Here is an 18,319-nt window from a genome sequence, read left to right as displayed (position 1 = left end):
AAACCGGCAGGTCAATACCGCATATGGAACCCACACTATGCGCCGTACGAAAGCCTCGCTGACCTACCGCCGGACGAAGAATCTTCGGGCGGTACAGCTGCTGCTCGGGCATACGAAGCTGGAAAGCACAGTTCGCTATCTGGGGGTCGAGTTCAACGATGCTTGAGATGGCAGAGCAAAGCGAGCTTGATGCGTCCCGGCCGGCGAGCGGTCGCTTGCCGGCCAGGAGCGGCCTGGTGCTGCGTCAAGAACCGGTCGATCAACGTTGGAGTGACGGCTCGCGGGGCCATTGTCGGAGGACTCGATCAAGTGCCTGTAGTACAGGCTCAGCACGCCCCATTTCGCTGTTGGCGCTATGCTGTTACATCTCGGAGCGAACCTCCATTGCATGCTGCCTGCTGGGTCAGTCGTCTGGCCTGATCGACAAGTTTGCTTTGCCATTGTTTGAACTATTCCCCCTTACCTCGCTCGAGGTACATCAACTCAGGCACAAAGCTCTTGTTTTTGAGACCTTGTGAAACGAACTCATGTCTTCTGATTCTCATTCCTTGGATGTTCACTAAGTCATGAGCCTCCGCAAGGAAGTGCCTAATGAGGGCTCTTTCCGTAAGAGCTAGCAGTTTGTCGATCTGTTGTCCACGTTTTGGGGCCAACCTCGCCGTGAAGATTACTCGCTTGCCATTCTTTGCATCTCGAATGTGGCTCATGAGCTTGAGACTGTTTAGGTGCCCCTTAACCCTGCCCCGAAGTGACTTTGATCTACCAACGTACAAAGCTTCGAACCCCGCTCCCCAGCTTCTTGCAAAGACGTATATCCCTGGCCCGGTGGGAAGCTCCTCAAGATCCAGGTCATAAATCCGAGCCTTGTCTTTCGATTTCTTTAGATGGACTGGTGCGTCCCAATCAACTGCGATCTCCATAATTCTTCCTCGTCTGCGAGATTACCAGGCGTGCTACGTCCGCGAGATCTAGTGTGTCGCGCGTTGCATGACGTAGTAAAGCTAAGGAGCGGTGCGATAATAATCGTTCTTCCTGAGCGCCTGCACTGGGGAAGCTATAACCTTGCGAAGGCGTGGAAACTTGGCACTTAACGGGCAACCTTCGCTGGACGGGGGGCGCAATAAACATCTTCGCCTTAGGTCGAAAGCGAGCAATTTCGAAAATCCACTTCCGGCCAGCAGCGGAAATTCGCTTGATTGACTTCAATGTCCGGTGAAGGGTGAAAGCGGACACTCGTCTACCCATACCTTGTGGCACAGGCACCTGACGTCATGCCTCAGCTACCAGCCCTTCCGAACATTGCGGTCAGATAGGGGCGTAATTCGACCCACTCGATAACTTGAGACACGCGGCGAAGTTCCCAGAGTTCCTTTTTCATCGTCGCCGGGTCGAAGATCTCAGGACTGGCGAATGACGCACCTTTTCTATCAGTCGCATACCGATGGCGCTGGTCGAGCACCCTATGGAACTCGTCCGCATCGTTAGGAAAAAGCTCCTCGTTCAAGGACACCAAAAACTGGCATGGGACCTCGAAGTGGAAGCGAAGCTCTGGGTGAAGTCGTCGGTACTCTCGATACAGCTTGTTCAGGTTGTGGCCGAGTTGTTCAGGCGCCGCACCATGAGCGGCGATGGCTCCCTTTAGAAAGAGCTCGATACCGTGGCGAGCTAAATGAAGGATGACGCGGCTCGACGAATACTGGGATGAAAGACCGCCTTCGAGCATTGCGTTGCACAACGCCTCGCTTGCCTCCAAATAGGCCCGAGAGAGCCAGAGCATCCGGTCCCACGGTTCCATGTCGGCGAGCTCTTCAGAGTGCGACGAACTTGAATCTTCCTTCATGCCACTTTATCCCCGATCAGGAGCCGCAGTATCGTAGTTTATAAACAGCCCAGATGTAGCAAGACTTTACAAACGCCTGCCGATCCACGATGATGAGCGTGTCGAAGAACTCCTCCGCCTGAATGAAGCTGAATTGAGAGGGAGCGGTGAGCGGAATCAGCGGCGCGGCGGAGCTTTTGTCCGTCGCAAACAATCCGAAGTACTCAGAGACCGGTGGTGGACACGGAGCCAAGGGCGTAGACTTTGCGCGCTGGTGGGCTGTCGTTCGAATGGTGGAGTTGGAGAAGGCCAATGAGCCGGATTTTCTACTCCTCTTCGAATCCGTGCAGGATGTCGCAGAACTGGATTCTGCGACCGCGCCAACGCGGGCTAGGGTCTACCAAGTCAAGAAAAAAGACACCGGAACTTGGACATGGTCCGTGCTCACAGGCACGGTCGCTCCCAAGGGGCCATCGACCGCTCCAAAGAAGTCGAGCAAGGCCTCCGCCAAAACACCAAAGACGCCAGACTTCAAGAGGGTCCCGGACTCCGCACTCGGCAAGCTACAACTTACCCTGAACGCATTCGGGGCACTGCCTGTCGAAGGAGTATTCCTCTCGAATGCGGGCTGCGACTTCCCACTTGCAGGGGGCGGATCAGCAGCGACCACTTTGCCCTGCACGCTCGCAGACTTAGCCGCGGACCATGTCCAGTTGCTGACCGACGCTTTCTCCTCGTTGTCGACCGGCGGTTCGCCACCGGATTTAACGCGGATAAGACTGCAGAAGGTCGCTATACATCCCGACAATCTGAACGCACCGGCGATTGCCGCAGCTCTGGAATTACTGAGCGAGCTCAGCCCATCCCATGCCGGGCAGGCGAGGGCCTTCGTGGAGTCGTTGGTGATGAAGATTTCGCCACTGACACGTGGGACGGACGTCTGCCAGTCATTCGACGAGCTTGTTAAGGAGCGTGGATTTTCGCGAAGTGCGTTCCTGGGGGCTCTGGCTGCACTCGAGACCGTGCCGGACCGCAGCGCCTTGCTTAACGATTTCTTGGGCCAGCTTCAAACCGAGGGATTGGACTTCATGTCCATCTCGTCGATTCGCGTCGCGGCCACGCGCGCCCAGCAGGACCGATTAATTGGGGGAACTGTCCTCTCCCGCGAAATCGACCACTTCAGCGATGCATGGCTCGCGGTAAATCCGCCCACATCGAAACTGCGACCTTACATTGAGGCCGCTCTCACCGCGCTCAAGACCCAGTTCAGCGGACACCACGATAACGACCTGATTGGCCGGTTTGTCATGAGAGCAATAACGAAATGCGTGGACCAGAACTAAGACTCCTCGTCCGAAGCTTGAGAACAAAAACCTATGCATCGCTTCCGATTCAAAAGCATCTGGCTGCTCTCTCATCGCGAGAAGAAGGCGCGTCACGTGGAGTTTCATCCAAGCAGGAACCTGCTGATGGGGAGAAACCACACGGGCAAGACGACACTGATTCGGAGCTTGTTTGAGACGCTCGGCGCGACGCCACAGGGAAAACTCGAACAATGGGACGAGAACGCTGCCTCTCTACTCGAGTTTTCAGTTGACGGCCGGAGCTACTTCGCCCTTCACCAGAATGGACGGCGCGCGCTCTTTGATGCGGGGTTCAACTTGCTCATCTCCACATCCAAGTTCGGCGACTGGTCCAGACGATTCTGTGAGATAACCGACTTCAACTTGGTGTTCTCTGACAAGAAACAAGCCGAGGTGGTCCCTGCAGACCCATCATGCTTTTTCGCGCCGTTTTACGTGAACCAGGATGGGAGCTGGCAAGCTGAATGGAACACGTTCGGTGGCATGAAGCGCTTCAGCGCGCCGTTTAAGCCTATCCTTGAATACTTCACCGGCGTCTGCCCGCCGGAGTACTATTCTGCGAGCGCCGAAAAGTCCCAGCATTCCAAGGTTCTAGATGAACACCGACGAGAGTATCGCCTACTCGATCGTGCCATCGAACGCTTCAGCAGGTCTGTCCCACTGTCTGGACCCAAGGTCGATCCCGGTAACTTCGCGGCCGAGATTGAGCAGCTGACCAAAGAGGTCAACGAACTCAATGTTCGACAAGAAGCACTACGAAGTATCGCGGTCCGCGAGCAAGAGCTCCTCAAGAGCTTGGACCATCAAATTCATCTTGCAGACGGCGCTCTCGATGCACACGACAGCGATGCCAAGTACCTGCTCAAAGGAGGCGCGGCGCCGCTCATCTGCCCGACGTGCCACGCGGAGCACGAGAAGCCGTTCCTCGACCTGCTAGAGTTCGCAGAAGATGCCCGCGTCCTTCGCGAGCTCGCCGCACGGCTAAGAGAAGATGCCGCCGCGGTCCGCAGCCGAATGCAGAAGGTCTTCGCCGAGATAAGCTCACTTAACGAAAATTACCAACGCATTTCTCGTTTGCTAGATTCACGCAAGGGCGAGCTGAAATTCAAGGACGTCGTCGGAAGCCTCGGCGCTGAGTCCGCCTTCGCGGCGTTCGAGACCGAGCGCAAACAGATTCAGGCGGCTATCGATGCCGTGGTTCTTACGGTCGACGCGCTTGAGACAAGGATGAAGGAGCTGCGCTCTCCCAAGCGCACGAGGGTAATCTTGACCGAGTTCCGCGAGCACTACGCGGCCAGCCGCATCGCGCTGCGACTGCACTCCGTAGCGACCAAAACCACGCAGCTGGCGTCCCGGCCCTCTCTCTCGGGCAGTGGCGGACCTCGCTCGATCCTCGCCTACTACGCCGCCATCTGGCGCACCGTGCAGGGCAAGGAAGGTACGTACGACGTCCCAGTGGTTATCGATTCGCCAAACCAGCAGGCGCAAGACGACCTTAACCTTCCAGCTGTCCTGAGCTTCATCGCGAAGGACTTGCCCGTTGGCATGCAGCTCATCGTTGGCTTGGAAACTCCAACCGACCTCAACTTCGACCGCGAGATAATCCTGACGGAGAGATACAGCATGCTCTCCGAAGAGGAGTGGGAGCCAACGGACAAGTTGATGGAGCCGTTGTTGAAGAAGATGTACGACGCGCCTATTTCTCAGAGCTGATGATCGATATTCCGGTATTCGGGCCTCGATTATATGAATACCCGGGCGCGCCTTCGATCAAATGACCACTTCGCTGCAAACCAGACATTGGGCTCGACCCGCTGTATGACCGCTGTGGGTCGATAGCGGTCGTACGCGTTTCCGTGACGGGGAGTGATGGCGTCTTGGAGGATCATTCGTCACGTGACACCGATCTCTTGCCGAACGCCAGTCGAATTGTTCTTGCTCCCTAACTTCGCCCAGCAGTCCGGCACCGAAAATTGGGGACGCCCAGAATTCCAACTTGGATGACATAAATTCCAAGTTGAATGACATTCGACACTGACGAAATTCCAAGTCAGGTGAACTTCGACATCGACAGCCGTACCCAGCCGGCCAGTTGTAACAACGCCGCCCCACCCCCTTGAACGCCCAAAAACCGCCCCTATAATTAGCACTCGCCGCCGATGAGTGCTAACACAGCCTCGGCTGGCCCCTAGAGACAACCCTACATCGTACTGAACTACAGGAGTTCTTCATGGCCCTGCGTCCTTTGAATGATCGCGTGATCGTCAAACGCCTGGACAACGAGCGCAAAACCGCCTCGGGCATCGTCATCCCCGATAGCGCGGCCGAAAAACCTGACCAAGGCGAAGTCGTCGCCGTGGGTCCCGGCAAGCGCACGGAAGACGGCAAGGTTCTGCCGGTTGACCTGAAGGCCGGTGACAAGGTGCTCTTCGGCAAGTATTCCGGCCAGACCGTCAAGGTCGATGGCGAAGAGCTGCTCGTCATCCGCGAGGAAGAAATCCTCGCCGTGATCCAGTAATTCCCCCGTCCGAATACCGAATTCGACAGAATTCCCACAGAATTCCAGTAAGGAACCACTATGGCTGCCAAGCAAGTCCTGTTCGCCGATGACGCCCGTGTGCGCATCGTTCGCGGCGTGAACATCCTCGCCAACGCTGTTAAAACCACCCTGGGCCCCAAGGGCCGCAACGTCGTGCTGGAGCGCTCCTTCGGCGCCCCGACCGTGACCAAGGACGGCGTGTCCGTCGCCAAGGAAATCGAACTGAAGGACAAGTTCGAGAACATCGGCGCCCAGCTGGTCAAGGACGTTGCCTCCAAGACCTCCGACAACGCCGGTGACGGCACCACCACCGCCACTGTGCTGGCCCAGGCCATCGTCCAGGAAGGCCTGAAGTACGTGGCCGCCGGCTTCAACCCCATCGACCTGAAGCGCGGCATCGACAAGGCCGTCGCCGCCGCCGTCGAAGAGCTGAAGAAGCTGAGCAAGCCCGTCACGACCAGCAAGGAAATCGCCCAGGTCGGCTCGATCTCCGCCAATAGCGATTCGTCGATCGGCCAGATCATCGCCGACGCGATGGACAAGGTCGGCAAGGAAGGCGTCATCACCGTCGAAGACGGCAAGTCGCTGGAAAACGAGCTGGACGTGGTCGAAGGCATGCAATTCGATCGCGGCTACCTGTCGCCCTACTTCATCAACAACCCCGACAAGCAAGTCGCCGCGCTGGACGATCCCTTCGTCCTGATCTTCGACAAGAAGATCAGCAACATCCGCGACCTGCTGCCCGTGCTGGAACAAGTCGCCAAGTCGAGCCGTCCGCTGCTGATCATCGCTGAAGACGTCGAAGGCGAAGCGCTGGCCACACTGGTTGTGAACAACATCCGTGGCATCCTGAAGACCACCGCCGTCAAGGCGCCTGGCTTCGGCGACCGCCGCAAGGCCATGCTGGAAGACATCGCCATCCTGACGGGCGGCGTGGTCATCTCCGAAGAAACCGGCATGTCGCTGGAAAAGGCTTCGCTGCAGGACCTGGGCCAGGCCAAGCGCATCGAAGTGGGCAAGGAAAACACCACCATCATCGACGGCGCTGGCGACAGCAAGTCAATCGAAGCCCGCGTCAAGCAGATCCGCGTCCAGATCGAAGAAGCGACCTCCGACTACGACCGTGAAAAGCTGCAAGAGCGCGTGGCCAAGCTGGCCGGCGGTGTTGCCGTGATCCGCGTCGGTGCCGCGACCGAAGTCGAAATGAAGGAAAAGAAGGCCCGCGTCGAAGACGCCCTGCACGCCACGCGTGCCGCGGTGGAAGAAGGCGTGGTGGCTGGTGGCGGCGTGGCCCTGCTGCGCGCCAAGCAAGCCATTGCCCAGCTGAAGGGCGATACGCCTGACCAGAACGCCGGCATCAAGCTGATCCTGCGCGCCGTCGAAGAGCCGCTGCGCACGATCGTGGCCAACGCCGGTGAAGAATCCAGCGTGGTCGTCAACGCCGTGCTGGGTGGCAAGGGCAACTACGGCTACAACGCCGCGACCGGCGAGTACGCCGACCTGGTCGAGCAAGGCGTGCTGGATCCGACCAAGGTCACCCGCACCGCCCTGCAGAACGCCGCGTCCGTCGCCAGCCTGCTGCTGACGGCCGAGGCCGCCGTGGTCGAGCTGGTCGAAGACAAGCCCGCCGCGCCCGCCGGCATGCCGGGTGGCATGGGCGGCATGGGCGGCATGGACTTCTAAGCAAGTCCTGCTCGCAGGCCCGTCCCGGTTCATCCGGGCAGGCCGGTCGCAAGCAAAAAGGCCAGGTCCTCGGACCTGGCCTTTTTTATGCATGATTCCCGCGCAAGCCTTTCGCGTTCCCGCGTTCGTATCGGCGCCGAAGCATCGGACGCCACCGCGCGTTCCTGGCCGCCGATTATCGGCCCGGATCGACCCGCAGGTACGCATTCGGAATGGCGCGGCTGGCAGCCGCATCGCTAGACGTGCCGCCCACCAGGGCCTCATAGGCCTGACGCGCGCCCGGCGAATCGGACGGCGGCGCGGCAGGGGCGAGACCTTCCGAGACGGAGCGTAGCGCGGCGGCCGCGTGCCGCAGCACCCCGGCAAGGAAGGCCGATGCGCGCGAAGCGGTACCCGGTGCCGCCACGCGCTCGCGGGCAGCCGCCGTGGCCATCAGGCTCGCGCAATGCACGGCATTGGCGTCATAGGTCTTTATCACTCCGAAGCTGCTGCCCTCAGGGCCTGTCTCATCCGGATAGTGATGCGGCTCGCGCTTGGACTTGATTTCGCCATAGAAACCATTCATGCCGGCGTGCTCGCTTATCCAATAGCGCTCGATCCATTCCTCTTCGAATCCGATGCGCCTGCCGAAGATATCGCGCACCGCCGTCAGGTCGGAGAACGCGGTATAGGCCGCCTGCTGCGCGCCGTACAGGCCTCGCCGCGTACACCGCCGCGTCAGATCGAGCTGATCGAACAGCCAGACCACATCCCCCTTCTCGGTCATGGTCACTCCCGATCTGCCGTTGCCTTCCGCCATGATCAGGGTCTGCCCCTGCTTCGCGCAGGTGGCGAGAGACTCAAGCAAGAGAAAGCCGTAGAGGCTTCCCCTGATCGGGGCCAGCGTATCGCGCAAGGCCGGTGTCATCTGCTTCTTGAGCTGCCGCGCCAGCGGGGTGCTTACCCGGATGCGGAGCTTGGACTTTCCGCCCAGCTTCATCAACGTGGTCTTGCCCTCCCAGAGCGGCAGGGCCTGCCGCCGGCGCGTGGCGATCGCTCCATCGCGCGGGCCCGCGGCTTCCGATAGTTCGATGATGACGCCCAGTGCCGGCTCGCCGGGTAGCGCGTTCCTGTCCAACACGGGAGCCGGCTTTATCGGTACGTAGCCCGGAGGCGGCTGGCTTACGATGCCCTGTCGCGGCGGAACCTCGGGCAGATGCTGGCCCGCGCCGATGGCGCGATCCGCGCCCTCGCCGGCGAGCTGCTGGCAGAGCGCTATCAGGTAGGTTTCGACCTTTCTGTACTGGCTCGCATAATTCGGATTTGCCCGGTCCAGCGGCAGGCCCAGCGGGTCCCAGACACACTGGCCATCCCGTCGATGAACCCGCGGTTGGGTGGAACGCGCCAGTGACTCCCAGTCCAGGGCCGTGGCATCAGACTGCGCTTCGACCGGACCGAGCACGGGATAGGCCCCTTGCTGCTCGCCGATCTGGGTCAGCCTGTCGAGCAGTACACGGCCGGTGGCCTCGCTGTCGATCAGCCTCAGGCAGTCCATGTACTCGGCCCTCCTGCACGCGTACTCCGGCGCGATAAAGGCGGTGAACAGGCCGTCGAGATCGTCCCGGATGTACCCGGCATCGCTCATCGCGACGGCAACCGGATCCGGGGGGATGAGGTGGGTCGGCAGGGGCAGCGGCTCGCCGCCGTTTGGTGATACTCGATCGATGGGCATGGCATGCTCCGACAAGGTTGAGAAATAGGGGATGCCCGGCGCTACACGCCAGTGCCGGTACCGCGCGCGGGGCCCGGCGTATATGGGTTCGGCACGGCGCGCCTGGATGACGGATGCGTGATGCGCGTCGTCACTTCGGCACGGCTGACGGTGAATATCCGCACGGAGTTCTGCAACCAATGCCGGACCCGGTTTTCCGCGCGAGCTTGGACAGCGCCCGTGGGACGACCGGTAACCAGCGCATCTTCGAGCCCGGTGCCGCCGTCATCCGGCGGCACGGGTATTCCGGTGCGCAAGGACACACCGGCGGTCGACGCGACGGACGAAGGCGGCGATCCCGCGCCATGCCGCACCCTGGCGCCATCGGCGGGTAGATGGCGCCTGCGCTCGTCCACGAGCTGCGCTTCGAATTGCCGCTGCAGGTAGGGTAAATCGCTCAAGCGAGCCAGCGTACCCAGCTTGTCGGCAAGCTCGCGATGAGCCTCCAGAAGGCACAGAAAGCCACCGCTGGCGCGCGCCTCGCGATCCGTCAGCGCCGTTGATTGCGCCCGCGCCGCCAGGCCGGATTTGTCGAAGCGCCAGACCGTCGCGTCCGCGAGTTTGTAGATACCTTCCTTGCCGCTGCCGCTGCGATGAACCACCATGACGCCGCGCGAACGGCCGTAAACCCATAGGTCGTTCAACAGCGCCTTGCCTATCGACGTGGCATCGATCAGCTTAAGCACGGCGATCAAATCATCGCGTTGCTGCCGGCCCTCGGTCGTCAGCCAGGCTGGCATCAGGTTGTTCAAGCTGTCGAAGCGCAGGGCCTCATTGCGCCAGGCCGGCATGTGGCCCGCGCCAAGCTCATACCGCGGGGTACCGCCTGGTCCGGCGACTTCCGACTGAAGCAGGGCGGGCGTGTCCCGCAAAACCAGCTCCGCCAGGAAGGCGGACTCGGTATCTTTCCCGCTTACCGGCGGGACGTCAGGCCAGGCTTTCTTCGCGGCGAGGTTGCGGACCTCCGTCAGATCGCCGATCAGCTTTTTATAGGTATCCGGCGTGGGATGCGCGACATCCCGTAGAAAGCCCAGGTAGTTGCAATCCCATAGCACTTCGCCGTCGACGGTGGTGGACACGGCGTTCATCGGAATATGCGTCGCGTCCGGAGCGATGTCGTCACGCGGACCGATCGCGATGCGCACGCCTTGCGTGGACAGGGCCTTGAGGTCCGCCAGGAGGCGCGAGCCGGTACCCGTGCCGGTCACCAGCCTGATCATGCCGGCGATCTGCGCCTGACGGTCGCGGTAGCCATGGGCCATGCAGAGGTCGCCGACCTCTTCGAACCACACCTTGCCGTAATGCAGGGGATCTTTGGTACTGAGTCGCTCGTTATGCGAATGGGCACTGTGGTCGATCTGGCTTTGACCTGTGCGTAGGGTTTCGGATGAGATAAACATAATGACCCCTGGTCAAGGAATGTGGACCGCGACAAGGGCACACCGCGCCCGTGTCCACGACGACCGACAGTTCTTCCCGGCCATGCGGCACGTGCGTCAGTTATCCGGTCGGCGCTCGGGCATGTATTCCGAGGAAGACCCGCGTTCGCGCGAAGTCGACGGCTGGTTGACATACTCATGCGCCGAAGCAGATTCCGCGGCCCGCGGCGTCCCCGTCGATGGCGCGCGGCCCGAGACCAACTGCATCGACTCCTGCATCCAGCGCGCAATGCGATGCCGGCGGCTGAAGCGCGCCTGGCGCGAGACGGCCGCGGTGATGTCCTCCTGCCCCGCGACCCAGGACTCCGCCGCGGGCGCCGGCGCGGGCCGCGCCGGCGGGACGTCCGCGGCCGCGCTCGGCGGCCCGGACGGCGCCCGCACCGATGGAATGGATGGTCGCCGCGCGGGCGCTGAACCGGGATCGGCCAATGCCGGTGGCGGCGGCGCGACGGGCGGCACTGTTCGCCGCCTGCGTGTCTCGATCAATTGGTCTTCGAATTTCCTTTGTGCCGGCGCCAGGTCATGGCCGTGCTCCAGCATGCCGAGTTTCGTCGCCAGGGCGCCGCGCACGCGCAGCAAATCGACGAAGGCGCCGCTGGCCCGCGCTTCGCGTTCGGTCAGATCCTCGGATTGCGCGCGTCGCTCCAGCGCGGCGCGGTTGTAGCACCAGATGGGCGTATCGTTGTTGACCTTATGTACGCCTTCCCGGCCGCTGGCGCTGTAATGAATCAGCGTGACCGCGCGCGAGCGGCCGTACACCCATATGTCATTGAGCAAGCGCCTGCCCCAGGGCGTCTCCTGGACCAGCCGGAGTACGGATACGACCTCATCCCGGACCAACCTGCCCTCCTCCGTGAGCCAGGCGGGCATCAGCGTTTCCAGCGGATCGAAATACGTGGGTCCTCGCGGCCAGTCGGGCTCGGCGCTCCATATGGGAAAAGGCGGGCAAAACCGCGACGCGGCGAAGGCCGGCGCGGTCGCCGCCGCGAGCTCGGCCATGAAGGCGGATTCCGCGTCGTCGGGCCGTAGCGTCGGGCAGCCCTGCCAGACGCTTTCCGCGGCAAGGTTGCGCACCTGGGCCAGTTCGCGGATAAGGCGCCTGTATGCTTCCGGCGCCGGCGACGGCGTGTTCAGTCCATGGCCGGGAAAATCGCAATCCCACAGGACCGCGCCGTCGACCGTGTGGCCCACCCCATACGGCGACACCTGCACGTTGTTGGCGTCGGCATCGTCGCGCGGACCGATGGCGATGCGCACGCCCAGCGCGGACAGGGCTTTCAGGTCCGCCAATACGGTTCTGCCGATACCCGTGCTCGATAAGAGCGTGAACACCTCGAATATCTGGACGTGCAACTCGCTGTTGTCGTATCGGTGAGCCAGATGGATTGCTCCGACCTGGTCGAAAACCACCTGTCGATATTGTTGCGGATCACGGGTATTGAGCCGCCGCGGTGACGCGGGACCGCTATTGTCACCGTACAGGGAACTGGGAATCTGGGTGTCGAGCGAGACCTGCATGGATGCCTCTCGGGAAGAAAGCCGCGCTTGCGTGCAAACAGGGGACGGACTGTTCCCGCCTCCGGCCATCATTCGGATCAAATCGCGCTGCGTCGGACGAATCCCGTGCTGGGACAATCCCTGATATTTTTGGCGCCAATTTCGGATAAACTTTTTTCCGCTTCCCCTCCCCCCGCGACGCAGTCGCTCGCCCGCCGCCGTCGCCGGGATTTTTCCTGCCCCAGGCCAGGTACCCCATGCCCACCACACCGCAGCAATTCCCCTTCATTTCGGTCGCCGGACAACCCTATGAGCGAGGCCTGCAATACGGCCGCGCCGCCGTGGATCGTGTGCGCAAAAGCGCGGCCATGTACGGCCAGACGCTGGTGACCCTGGGCTATGACGGCGCCGCGCGCAAGCAGTTGATCGCTTCCTTCGCCAAGGAGATAGAGGCCTACGGCCCCCACTACATCGAGGAGATGCAGGGCATCGCGGAGGGCGCCGGCGTGCCGCTGGAAGACATCGTGATGATCAACGCGCGCACGGAAGTCGTCGCCAAGGCGCGCGCGGAGAAAAAGAAAGCCGCCGAACTGGAGCCGGGCGACGGCTGCACCGGCGCGCTGGTCCTGCCGGAGCGCTCGGCCAGCGGCAACCTGCTGCACGGCCAGAACTGGGACTGGCGCGCCGAATGCGCCGAAACGTCCATCGTGCTGCGCATCCGGCAGGAGGACGGTCCCGACATGCTGACCTTCGTCGAGGCCGGCGGCCTGGCGCGCAGCGGGCTGAACAGCCAGGGGATTTCGATCACGGCGAATTACCTGGAATCGGATCGCGATTTCAAGCAACTGGGCGTGCCGCTGTCATTGATCCGCCGCAAAGTGCTGGAACAGCAGCACTTCGCCCTGGCGGTGAAGGCGGTGGCGACCACGCCCAAGTCCTGCTCCAACAACATCATGCTGGGCATGGCGGAAGGTTTCGGCATCGACTTCGAATGCACCACGGACGAGGCGTTCCCGATCTACCCCGGCACGGACGACCTGATCGTGCATGCCAATCACTGGGTCAGCGAAGTCGCGCTGTGCAAGCTGCGCGATACCGGCCGCGCCAGCACGCCTGAAAGCCAGTACCGCGATTGGCGCGTCCGCCGGCTGCTGAACAAGCGCGACGCGCTGACCCGCGACGACCTGCGCGCCGCCTTCTTCGACGACTTCGGCACGCCCTATTCGGTATGCCGCCCGCCGCGTCCGGGCAGTCACGACAATCTGTCGGCCTCGGTGGCGATGGTCGTGATGGAGCCCGCCGTCGGCGAAATGGACGTCGTACCGCTGCCGGCGCTGAACCGCGTCTATACGCGCTACAGCCTGAAGGCGGAACCCGAAGTCATTACCTATTCCCCCCGCTGACGGGAAGGAGCGCGGCATGAAGACGAAGGCGCAGTTCCGCCGCCGGGGCGCCGCCCTGCTGCTGGCATCGACCGTGCTGGGCTGCGCGGCCGCGCCCAGCCGGGCCCATGCGGCGGACGCCACGCCGCTGCGCATCGCCATGACGGCGGACATCCGCTCCACCGAGCCGGGCGTGAACCGCGACGCCAACAGCGATATGGTGGTGATGCATATCGTCGAAGGCCTGGTCGCCTTCGGCGAGCATGCGGAGCTGAAGCCCTTGCTGGCCAAGTCGTATGCCATCAGCGACGACGGCAAGACCTACACATTCACGCTGCGCGACGGCGTCACCTTCCAGAACGGCGCGCCGCTGACCGCCCAGGACGTGGTGTGGAGCTGGAACTACTTCATGAACCCGAAAACGGCGTGGCGCTGCCATGGCGACTTCGACGGCAGCGGCGCGGCCAAGGTGACGGCGGTCGAAGCGCCCGATGCGCATACGGTGGTGTATCGCCTGGACAAGCCATACGGGCTGTTCCTGGCTTCGCTGGCGCGACCGGACTGCGCCGGCGGCGGCGTGGTGCATCGCGACTCCCTGAATCCCGACGGCACATGGAACAAGCCTGTCGGAACAGGCCCGTTCATGCTGCGGGAATGGAAGCGCGGGCAGTACATCAGCCTGGCCAGGAATCCGCGCTATGCCAATCAGGACGGCAAGCTGGACGGCTACACGGGCTCGAAGCGGCCGCTGGTGGAGGAAGTCCGCTTCGTGATCGTGCCCGACGATGCAACGGCGAAGGCGGGCCTGCAGCGCGGCGACATCGACATCATCCAGGACCTGTCGTATGCGGATGTGAAGTCCATGCAGGCCGACAAGAGCGTCAAAGTCGCCACGTCGCCGGTAATGAGCCTGACGGCGCTGCTGATGCAGACACGGGACCCCCTGCTGTCCAACGTCAAGCTGCGGCAGGCGATCGTGCATGCGGTCGATGCGGGACAACTGGTCGCGGCGGTGGGCGACGGACTGATGCAACCCAGCACGTCCATGGTGCCGTTGATCTCTTCCTACTACGACGAGACGCAGAAGGAAGCCTGGAAGTACGATCCGGCGCTGGCGCGGAAGCTGGTACGGGAATCCGGCTACCAAGGGCAAGAGCTGGTCATGATGGCGACGAAGCGCTATCCGGAGACTTACGCTTCCGCGGTGATCATCCAGGCCATGCTGCAGGCGGCAGGGATCAACGCGCGGCTGGAAGTGCAGGAGTGGGCGTCGCAGCTGGACCGCTACAACAGCGGCAAGTACCAGATGATGGTGTTTCCGTATTCCGCCCGTCTGGATCCCAGCCTGAACTACGAAATGATGGCGGGGAACAAGGACAAACAGCCACGCAAGGTGTGGGATGACCCCAAGGCCCTGGCCTTGATCGACTCGTCTTCCCAGATCACGGATACGGCGCAGCGGCAGGCGCAGTTCGACGAACTGCACAAGCTGTTCCTGGCGGATGCGCCGATGATGCCCTTGTTCAACGGCCTGGACGTCGGCGCGTTCCGGGATAGCGTCAAAGGCTATACGCCATGGGCATTGAAGCGGGCGCGAGCCTGGGAGGTATCCAAGGATTAATTACGCTGCCGGGGCAGGACCATGACGGCCTCGCGCAATTGCGCTATCTGCGCGGCCATTTCGCGCATCACCCAATCGGGCCCTTGCAGGGTCGCCACCCAGCCGGCCTCTTGCGACCCTGCGTCCGTCGAGCCGGCGGCCGTATCGCCAGCCGCCGCGCCGGCCACAATGGACGTATTCCGGCCCAGCACCGAGGTATCGCCCGCCCGGAGTGCCCGCGCGATCGTCAGCAGCCCGCGCCGCAGCGCTCGCCCCTGGCTGCCGCGGAATGCCCGCGACAGCGCCAATTGATCCTGCGCCGACGCATGCAGCCGCGCGCTGGATATCATTTCCAGTGTCGCCACGATCGCCCGCTGATGCTGCTGGATGGCTTCCATCTGCGCGCTGCTTAGCCTCATTTCTTTCGCAACGGACGGCATCAGGCCCCGCAGCGCGATGGAGCGCTTGCTCAGTTCCGAAAATATCGCGCTGCGCGCCTCAGGCGTGAATGGCTGATCCGTCTGCAGCCTGCGCAACAGGCCTTGCGCGCGCCGTAGATTCAACGCCAGGGTGTAGCGCCAGGAATAGCTCGCATTCAGCGGCAAGGCGAACGAAAAGGCCAGCGCGATGGCAATACCGATACATACCTGCAGCGTGCGCCACAGTCCCGTGGACATCGTATCGTCGCCCTGGCCACCCACGATGACCATCGTGATCGCGGTCAACAGCGCGATATAGCCGCCGCGACCGATCGCGTAATAGCCGCACAGCCCCGCGATGACAGCCATTGCGCCCATCGTCAGCGCGCGCGAAACGCCAAACTGGTCCAGCAGGATCAGCGACAGGCCCGCCGCCGCGCCCAGCATCGTACCCAGGCCGCGCTCCATCGCCTTCTTGCGTATGTTGCCGTGATGCTGGATGCCGCCGATCACGACCAGCACCGATACGCTGGCCCATACGCTATGCGGCAGATCCAGCACATGCGACAACAGCGCCGCCGTCACCAGGGCCAGGGCGACCCGGATGCCGTGCAAGGCGCGGGCATGGCGGTAGCGCTGATAGGGCGAACCCAGGTGACGCACGGCAAACGCCATGCGGCGCAGTGGATCCTGCAGATGAAACAGGGCGAAGGAAAACGGCGAGCGCCGCGACGCGGCCGGTGATTCCGTGTCCATCGGTCGACGACTCCAGCGATGACGGACGGACAGATTAGCGCGGAAAACGTTGAACCGCTGGCGGAGAAAGCCAGGGGCCGCGCGGCGGGCCCGGGATACTCAGGACGGCGCGCCGGCACGCCCGGCGGCCGGCGGGGCATCCTCGGGGCCGCTCATGTACAGCGCATACTGCCGCGTAAAAATCGCGCCGAAGAAAAAGATCTGCGCGGAATAGTAGATCCACAGCAGCAGGGCCACCACCGATCCCGCCGCTCCATAGGCCGACGCCACCGCGCCGCGCCCCAGGTACAGGCCGATGCCCCATTTCCCCAGAAGGAACAGCGCCGCCGTCACCACCGCCCCCGGCAATACATGGCCCCAGGGGACCACGGCGTTGGGCAACAACTTGTAGATCACGGCGAACAGCGCGGCCACTACCGCGAAGGAGAACACGCCGGACAGCACCTCGGCCAACATCGCGAAGGCCGAATTGGTCCATAGCTCGCCGTAGTAATCGTGCGCCGCGCTCAAGGCCGCGTTCACCGTCAACGACACCAGCAGGAACAGGGCGAGCACCAGTACCAGCCCGAACGACAGCAGCCGGCTGCGCACCATGCCGTGCACGCCGCTGCGGCCCTGTCCGCGGACTTCCCAGAGCTCGTCCAGGCTTTGCTTGAGTTCGGCGAAGGCGGTCGTCGCGCTGAATATGAGCACCGCGATCGACATGATCGTGGCGACCACGCCGCTGCCGGACTCGTGCGCGCTGGCCAGGACAATCTGGATGACTTCGGCGCCCCGGTCGCCCATCAGGTCACGCAATTGCCCGACCAGTTCGGATCGGACGGCCTGTTCGCCGAAGAAGGCGCCCGCCACCGCGATGACCAGGATCAGCATGGGCGCCAGCGAAAAGATGGTGTAAAGCGCCAGCGCCGCGCCCTTGCTGGAGGCCCGGTGTTCCGACCATTGCTTGCCCGACGCGATCAGCAGCCGCAATAGCACGGATGGCGTGGCCCGGATACGAGAGAGATAGGACATAGGCGAACTCGGCATCTGCAACGTGGAAACCCAGGGATATACCCGGCAATGTCCCGCGCGGCGCTGCCCAGCAATCGATGTTCCCGCGGGCCGGGCCTCAACGATACGGGATTACCCGTCTTGTCGCCCCGCCGTGCCGTCAATAATATTGGCGCCAATTTAGTCGCACGCCGTATTCCCTTCGAGCGCCCCATGCCCCAGGATTCCTCTCCCTCCGATAGCGCCAGCCTGGCGCGCGCCCTTTACGATCTGGGCCCCGGCATCATCTACGCCTCGCGCGGCGACCCGCGCTTCTCGTATTGCACCTACGTGCCGCCGCACATCGCGCAAGCCAAACGGCCCATGCAACTGGTCGTAATCGTGCACGGCACGGGCCGCGCCTTCGTGGAATACCGGGATTCCTTCGCCGAGTTCGCACGCTGGAACGACTGCATCGTGCTATGCCCGCTGTTTCCGGCCGGAGTGCTGGGCGACGGCAACCGCGATGGCTTCAAGCATTTGCGTGAAGGCGATATCCGCTACGACGACGTGCTGCTGGACATGGTGGGCGAAGTCGGGGAAAAGTACGGCTGCGATTTCAGCCGCTTCATGCTGTTCGGCTATTCCGGCGGCGGACAGTTCGTCAACCGCTTCGCCCTGCTGCATCCGGAACGGCTGCGCGCGGTTTCCATAGGCGCGCCCGGTTCGGTCACGCTGCTGGACGCCGACAAGGACTGGTGGGTGGGCACGCGTGACATGGCCGCGCGCTTCGGCAAAAGCCTGGACCTGGAGGCCCTGCGCCGCGTCGCCGTGCACATGGTGGTGGGCAAGGCCGATCTGGAAACCTGGGAAATCACGCACCAGCCCGGCGGCAAGTACTACATGCCCGGCTGCAACGATGCCGGCCGCACGCGGCCGGAAAGACTGGCTACGCTGCGCCGCTCTTTCGAGGCCGCGGGCGTGACGGTGGACATGGATGTGGTCGATAACGTGCCGCACGATGGCCTCAAAGTCGTCGACATCGTGCAGGATTTCTTCGCCAAGGTGCTGCGGCAGGACCGCGGCGGATAGGCCCGGC

General features: G+C 62.6%; 14 protein-coding genes and 1 pseudogene. 8 read left to right on the top strand and 7 right to left on the bottom strand.

Annotated features, from left to right (window positions below):
* Positions 1-13: 13 nt before the first annotated feature.
* A pseudogene (locus tag ACNA0R_RS18120) lies at positions 14-188 on the top strand (integrase); the annotation flags it as partial.
* Positions 189-449: 261 nt separating this feature from the next.
* Here the strand turns inward: ACNA0R_RS18120 and ACNA0R_RS18115 are convergent.
* The gene (locus ACNA0R_RS18115; RefSeq protein ID WP_415827575.1) at positions 450-920 is read right to left on the bottom strand and encodes a GIY-YIG nuclease family protein; all 471 of its coding nucleotides are present in this window, start codon (positions 918-920) and stop codon (positions 450-452) included.
* A 356-nt stretch (positions 921-1,276) separates the two neighbouring features.
* Entirely contained in the window at positions 1,277-1,840 is a 564-nt protein-coding gene (locus ACNA0R_RS18110; RefSeq protein ID WP_415827436.1) for a hypothetical protein, read from the bottom strand.
* Between the two features lie 146 nt (positions 1,841-1,986).
* Here ACNA0R_RS18110 and ACNA0R_RS18105 point away from each other — a divergent pair, with 146 nt between their 5' ends.
* The 4 genes from ACNA0R_RS18105 to groL all read left to right on the top strand — a co-directional run bounded on the left by ACNA0R_RS18105 (position 1,987) and on the right by groL (position 7,405).
* Complete coding sequence (locus ACNA0R_RS18105) at positions 1,987-3,162, top strand: dsDNA nuclease domain-containing protein (protein ID WP_082988329.1); 1,176 nt, start codon at positions 1,987-1,989, stop codon at positions 3,160-3,162.
* Positions 3,163-3,258: 96 nt separating this feature from the next.
* On the top strand, positions 3,259-4,896 hold the full coding sequence (locus ACNA0R_RS18100; protein WP_415827435.1) for a hypothetical protein: 1,638 nt from the start codon (positions 3,259-3,261) through the stop codon (positions 4,894-4,896).
* 517 nt (positions 4,897-5,413) lie between these two features.
* A complete protein-coding gene (groES, locus tag ACNA0R_RS18095) occupies positions 5,414-5,701 on the top strand; it encodes a co-chaperone GroES (protein WP_086063141.1) in 288 nt (95 codons plus the stop codon).
* A 60-nt stretch (positions 5,702-5,761) separates the two neighbouring features.
* On the top strand, positions 5,762-7,405 hold the full coding sequence (groL, locus tag ACNA0R_RS18090) for a chaperonin GroEL (protein WP_415827434.1): 1,644 nt from the start codon (positions 5,762-5,764) through the stop codon (positions 7,403-7,405).
* A 175-nt stretch (positions 7,406-7,580) separates the two neighbouring features.
* Here the strand turns inward: groL and ACNA0R_RS18085 are convergent, their stop codons facing one another.
* The 3 genes from ACNA0R_RS18085 to ACNA0R_RS18075 all read right to left on the bottom strand — a co-directional run bounded on the left by ACNA0R_RS18085 (position 7,581) and on the right by ACNA0R_RS18075 (position 12,112).
* Positions 7,581-9,116, bottom strand: coding sequence for a hypothetical protein (locus tag ACNA0R_RS18085; protein ID WP_415827433.1), 1,536 nt, complete (start codon positions 9,114-9,116; stop codon positions 7,581-7,583).
* Between the two features lie 41 nt (positions 9,117-9,157).
* Positions 9,158-10,555, bottom strand: coding sequence for a hypothetical protein (locus ACNA0R_RS18080; protein ID WP_415827432.1), 1,398 nt, complete (start codon positions 10,553-10,555; stop codon positions 9,158-9,160).
* Between the two features lie 96 nt (positions 10,556-10,651).
* Complete coding sequence (locus tag ACNA0R_RS18075; protein WP_415827431.1) at positions 10,652-12,112, bottom strand: hypothetical protein; 1,461 nt, start codon at positions 12,110-12,112, stop codon at positions 10,652-10,654.
* Between the two features lie 236 nt (positions 12,113-12,348).
* Between ACNA0R_RS18075 and ACNA0R_RS18070 the strand changes: the two genes are divergently transcribed.
* Together ACNA0R_RS18070 and ACNA0R_RS18065 are read left to right on the top strand one after the other, a co-directional pair.
* On the top strand, positions 12,349-13,494 hold the full coding sequence (locus tag ACNA0R_RS18070; protein ID WP_415827430.1) for a C45 family autoproteolytic acyltransferase/hydolase: 1,146 nt from the start codon (positions 12,349-12,351) through the stop codon (positions 13,492-13,494).
* A 16-nt stretch (positions 13,495-13,510) separates the two neighbouring features.
* Positions 13,511-15,094: an ABC transporter substrate-binding protein gene (locus ACNA0R_RS18065; RefSeq protein ID WP_415827429.1), complete on the top strand. Its 1,584-nt coding sequence runs from the start codon at positions 13,511-13,513 to the stop codon at positions 15,092-15,094.
* Here the strand turns inward: ACNA0R_RS18065 and ACNA0R_RS18060 are convergent.
* Both ACNA0R_RS18060 and ACNA0R_RS18055 read right to left on the bottom strand, forming a co-directional pair.
* Complete coding sequence (locus ACNA0R_RS18060) at positions 15,091-16,248, bottom strand: FUSC family protein (RefSeq protein ID WP_415827428.1); 1,158 nt, start codon at positions 16,246-16,248, stop codon at positions 15,091-15,093. The genes ACNA0R_RS18065 and ACNA0R_RS18060 overlap by 4 nt on opposite strands.
* Before the next feature lie 99 nt (positions 16,249-16,347).
* Positions 16,348-17,262: a YihY/virulence factor BrkB family protein gene (locus ACNA0R_RS18055; RefSeq protein WP_415827427.1), complete on the bottom strand. Its 915-nt coding sequence runs from the start codon at positions 17,260-17,262 to the stop codon at positions 16,348-16,350.
* A 192-nt stretch (positions 17,263-17,454) separates the two neighbouring features.
* On the opposite strand from ACNA0R_RS18055, the gene ACNA0R_RS18050 reads away from it, so the two are divergent.
* Positions 17,455-18,312 (top strand): alpha/beta hydrolase, encoded by an 858-nt coding sequence (locus ACNA0R_RS18050; RefSeq protein ID WP_415827426.1) that lies wholly within the window; start codon positions 17,455-17,457, stop codon positions 18,310-18,312.
* Positions 18,313-18,319 lie beyond the last annotated feature (7 nt).

This window comes from Bordetella sputigena, from assembly GCF_965137885.1.
In the GTDB taxonomy this organism is placed as follows: domain Bacteria; phylum Pseudomonadota; class Gammaproteobacteria; order Burkholderiales; family Burkholderiaceae_B; genus Bordetella_C; species Bordetella_C sputigena.
The sequence above is the reverse complement of the archived record's forward strand: the minus strand, read 5'-3'. Positions and strand labels throughout refer to the sequence as shown.

Coding starts and splice junctions, on each gene's coding strand:
- ACNA0R_RS18085 (WP_415827433.1), bottom strand. CDS start 9,116: ATGCCCATCGATCGAGTATCACCAAACGGCGGCGAGCCGCTGCCCCTG.
- ACNA0R_RS18080 (WP_415827432.1), bottom strand. CDS start 10,555: ATGTTTATCTCATCCGAAACCCTACGCACAGGTCAAAGCCAGATCGAC.
- ACNA0R_RS18075 (WP_415827431.1), bottom strand. CDS start 12,112: ATGCAGGTCTCGCTCGACACCCAGATTCCCAGTTCCCTGTACGGTGAC.
- groL (WP_415827434.1), top strand. CDS start 5,762: ATGGCTGCCAAGCAAGTCCTGTTCGCCGATGACGCCCGTGTGCGCATC.
- ACNA0R_RS18110 (WP_415827436.1), bottom strand. CDS start 1,840: ATGAAGGAAGATTCAAGTTCGTCGCACTCTGAAGAGCTCGCCGACATG.
- ACNA0R_RS18060 (WP_415827428.1), bottom strand. CDS start 16,248: ATGGACACGGAATCACCGGCCGCGTCGCGGCGCTCGCCGTTTTCCTTC.
- ACNA0R_RS18065 (WP_415827429.1), top strand. CDS start 13,511: ATGAAGACGAAGGCGCAGTTCCGCCGCCGGGGCGCCGCCCTGCTGCTG.
- ACNA0R_RS18050 (WP_415827426.1), top strand. CDS start 17,455: ATGCCCCAGGATTCCTCTCCCTCCGATAGCGCCAGCCTGGCGCGCGCC.
- ACNA0R_RS18070 (WP_415827430.1), top strand. CDS start 12,349: ATGCCCACCACACCGCAGCAATTCCCCTTCATTTCGGTCGCCGGACAA.
- groES (WP_086063141.1), top strand. CDS start 5,414: ATGGCCCTGCGTCCTTTGAATGATCGCGTGATCGTCAAACGCCTGGAC.
- ACNA0R_RS18055 (WP_415827427.1), bottom strand. CDS start 17,262: ATGTCCTATCTCTCTCGTATCCGGGCCACGCCATCCGTGCTATTGCGG.
- ACNA0R_RS18115 (WP_415827575.1), bottom strand. CDS start 920: ATGGAGATCGCAGTTGATTGGGACGCACCAGTCCATCTAAAGAAATCG.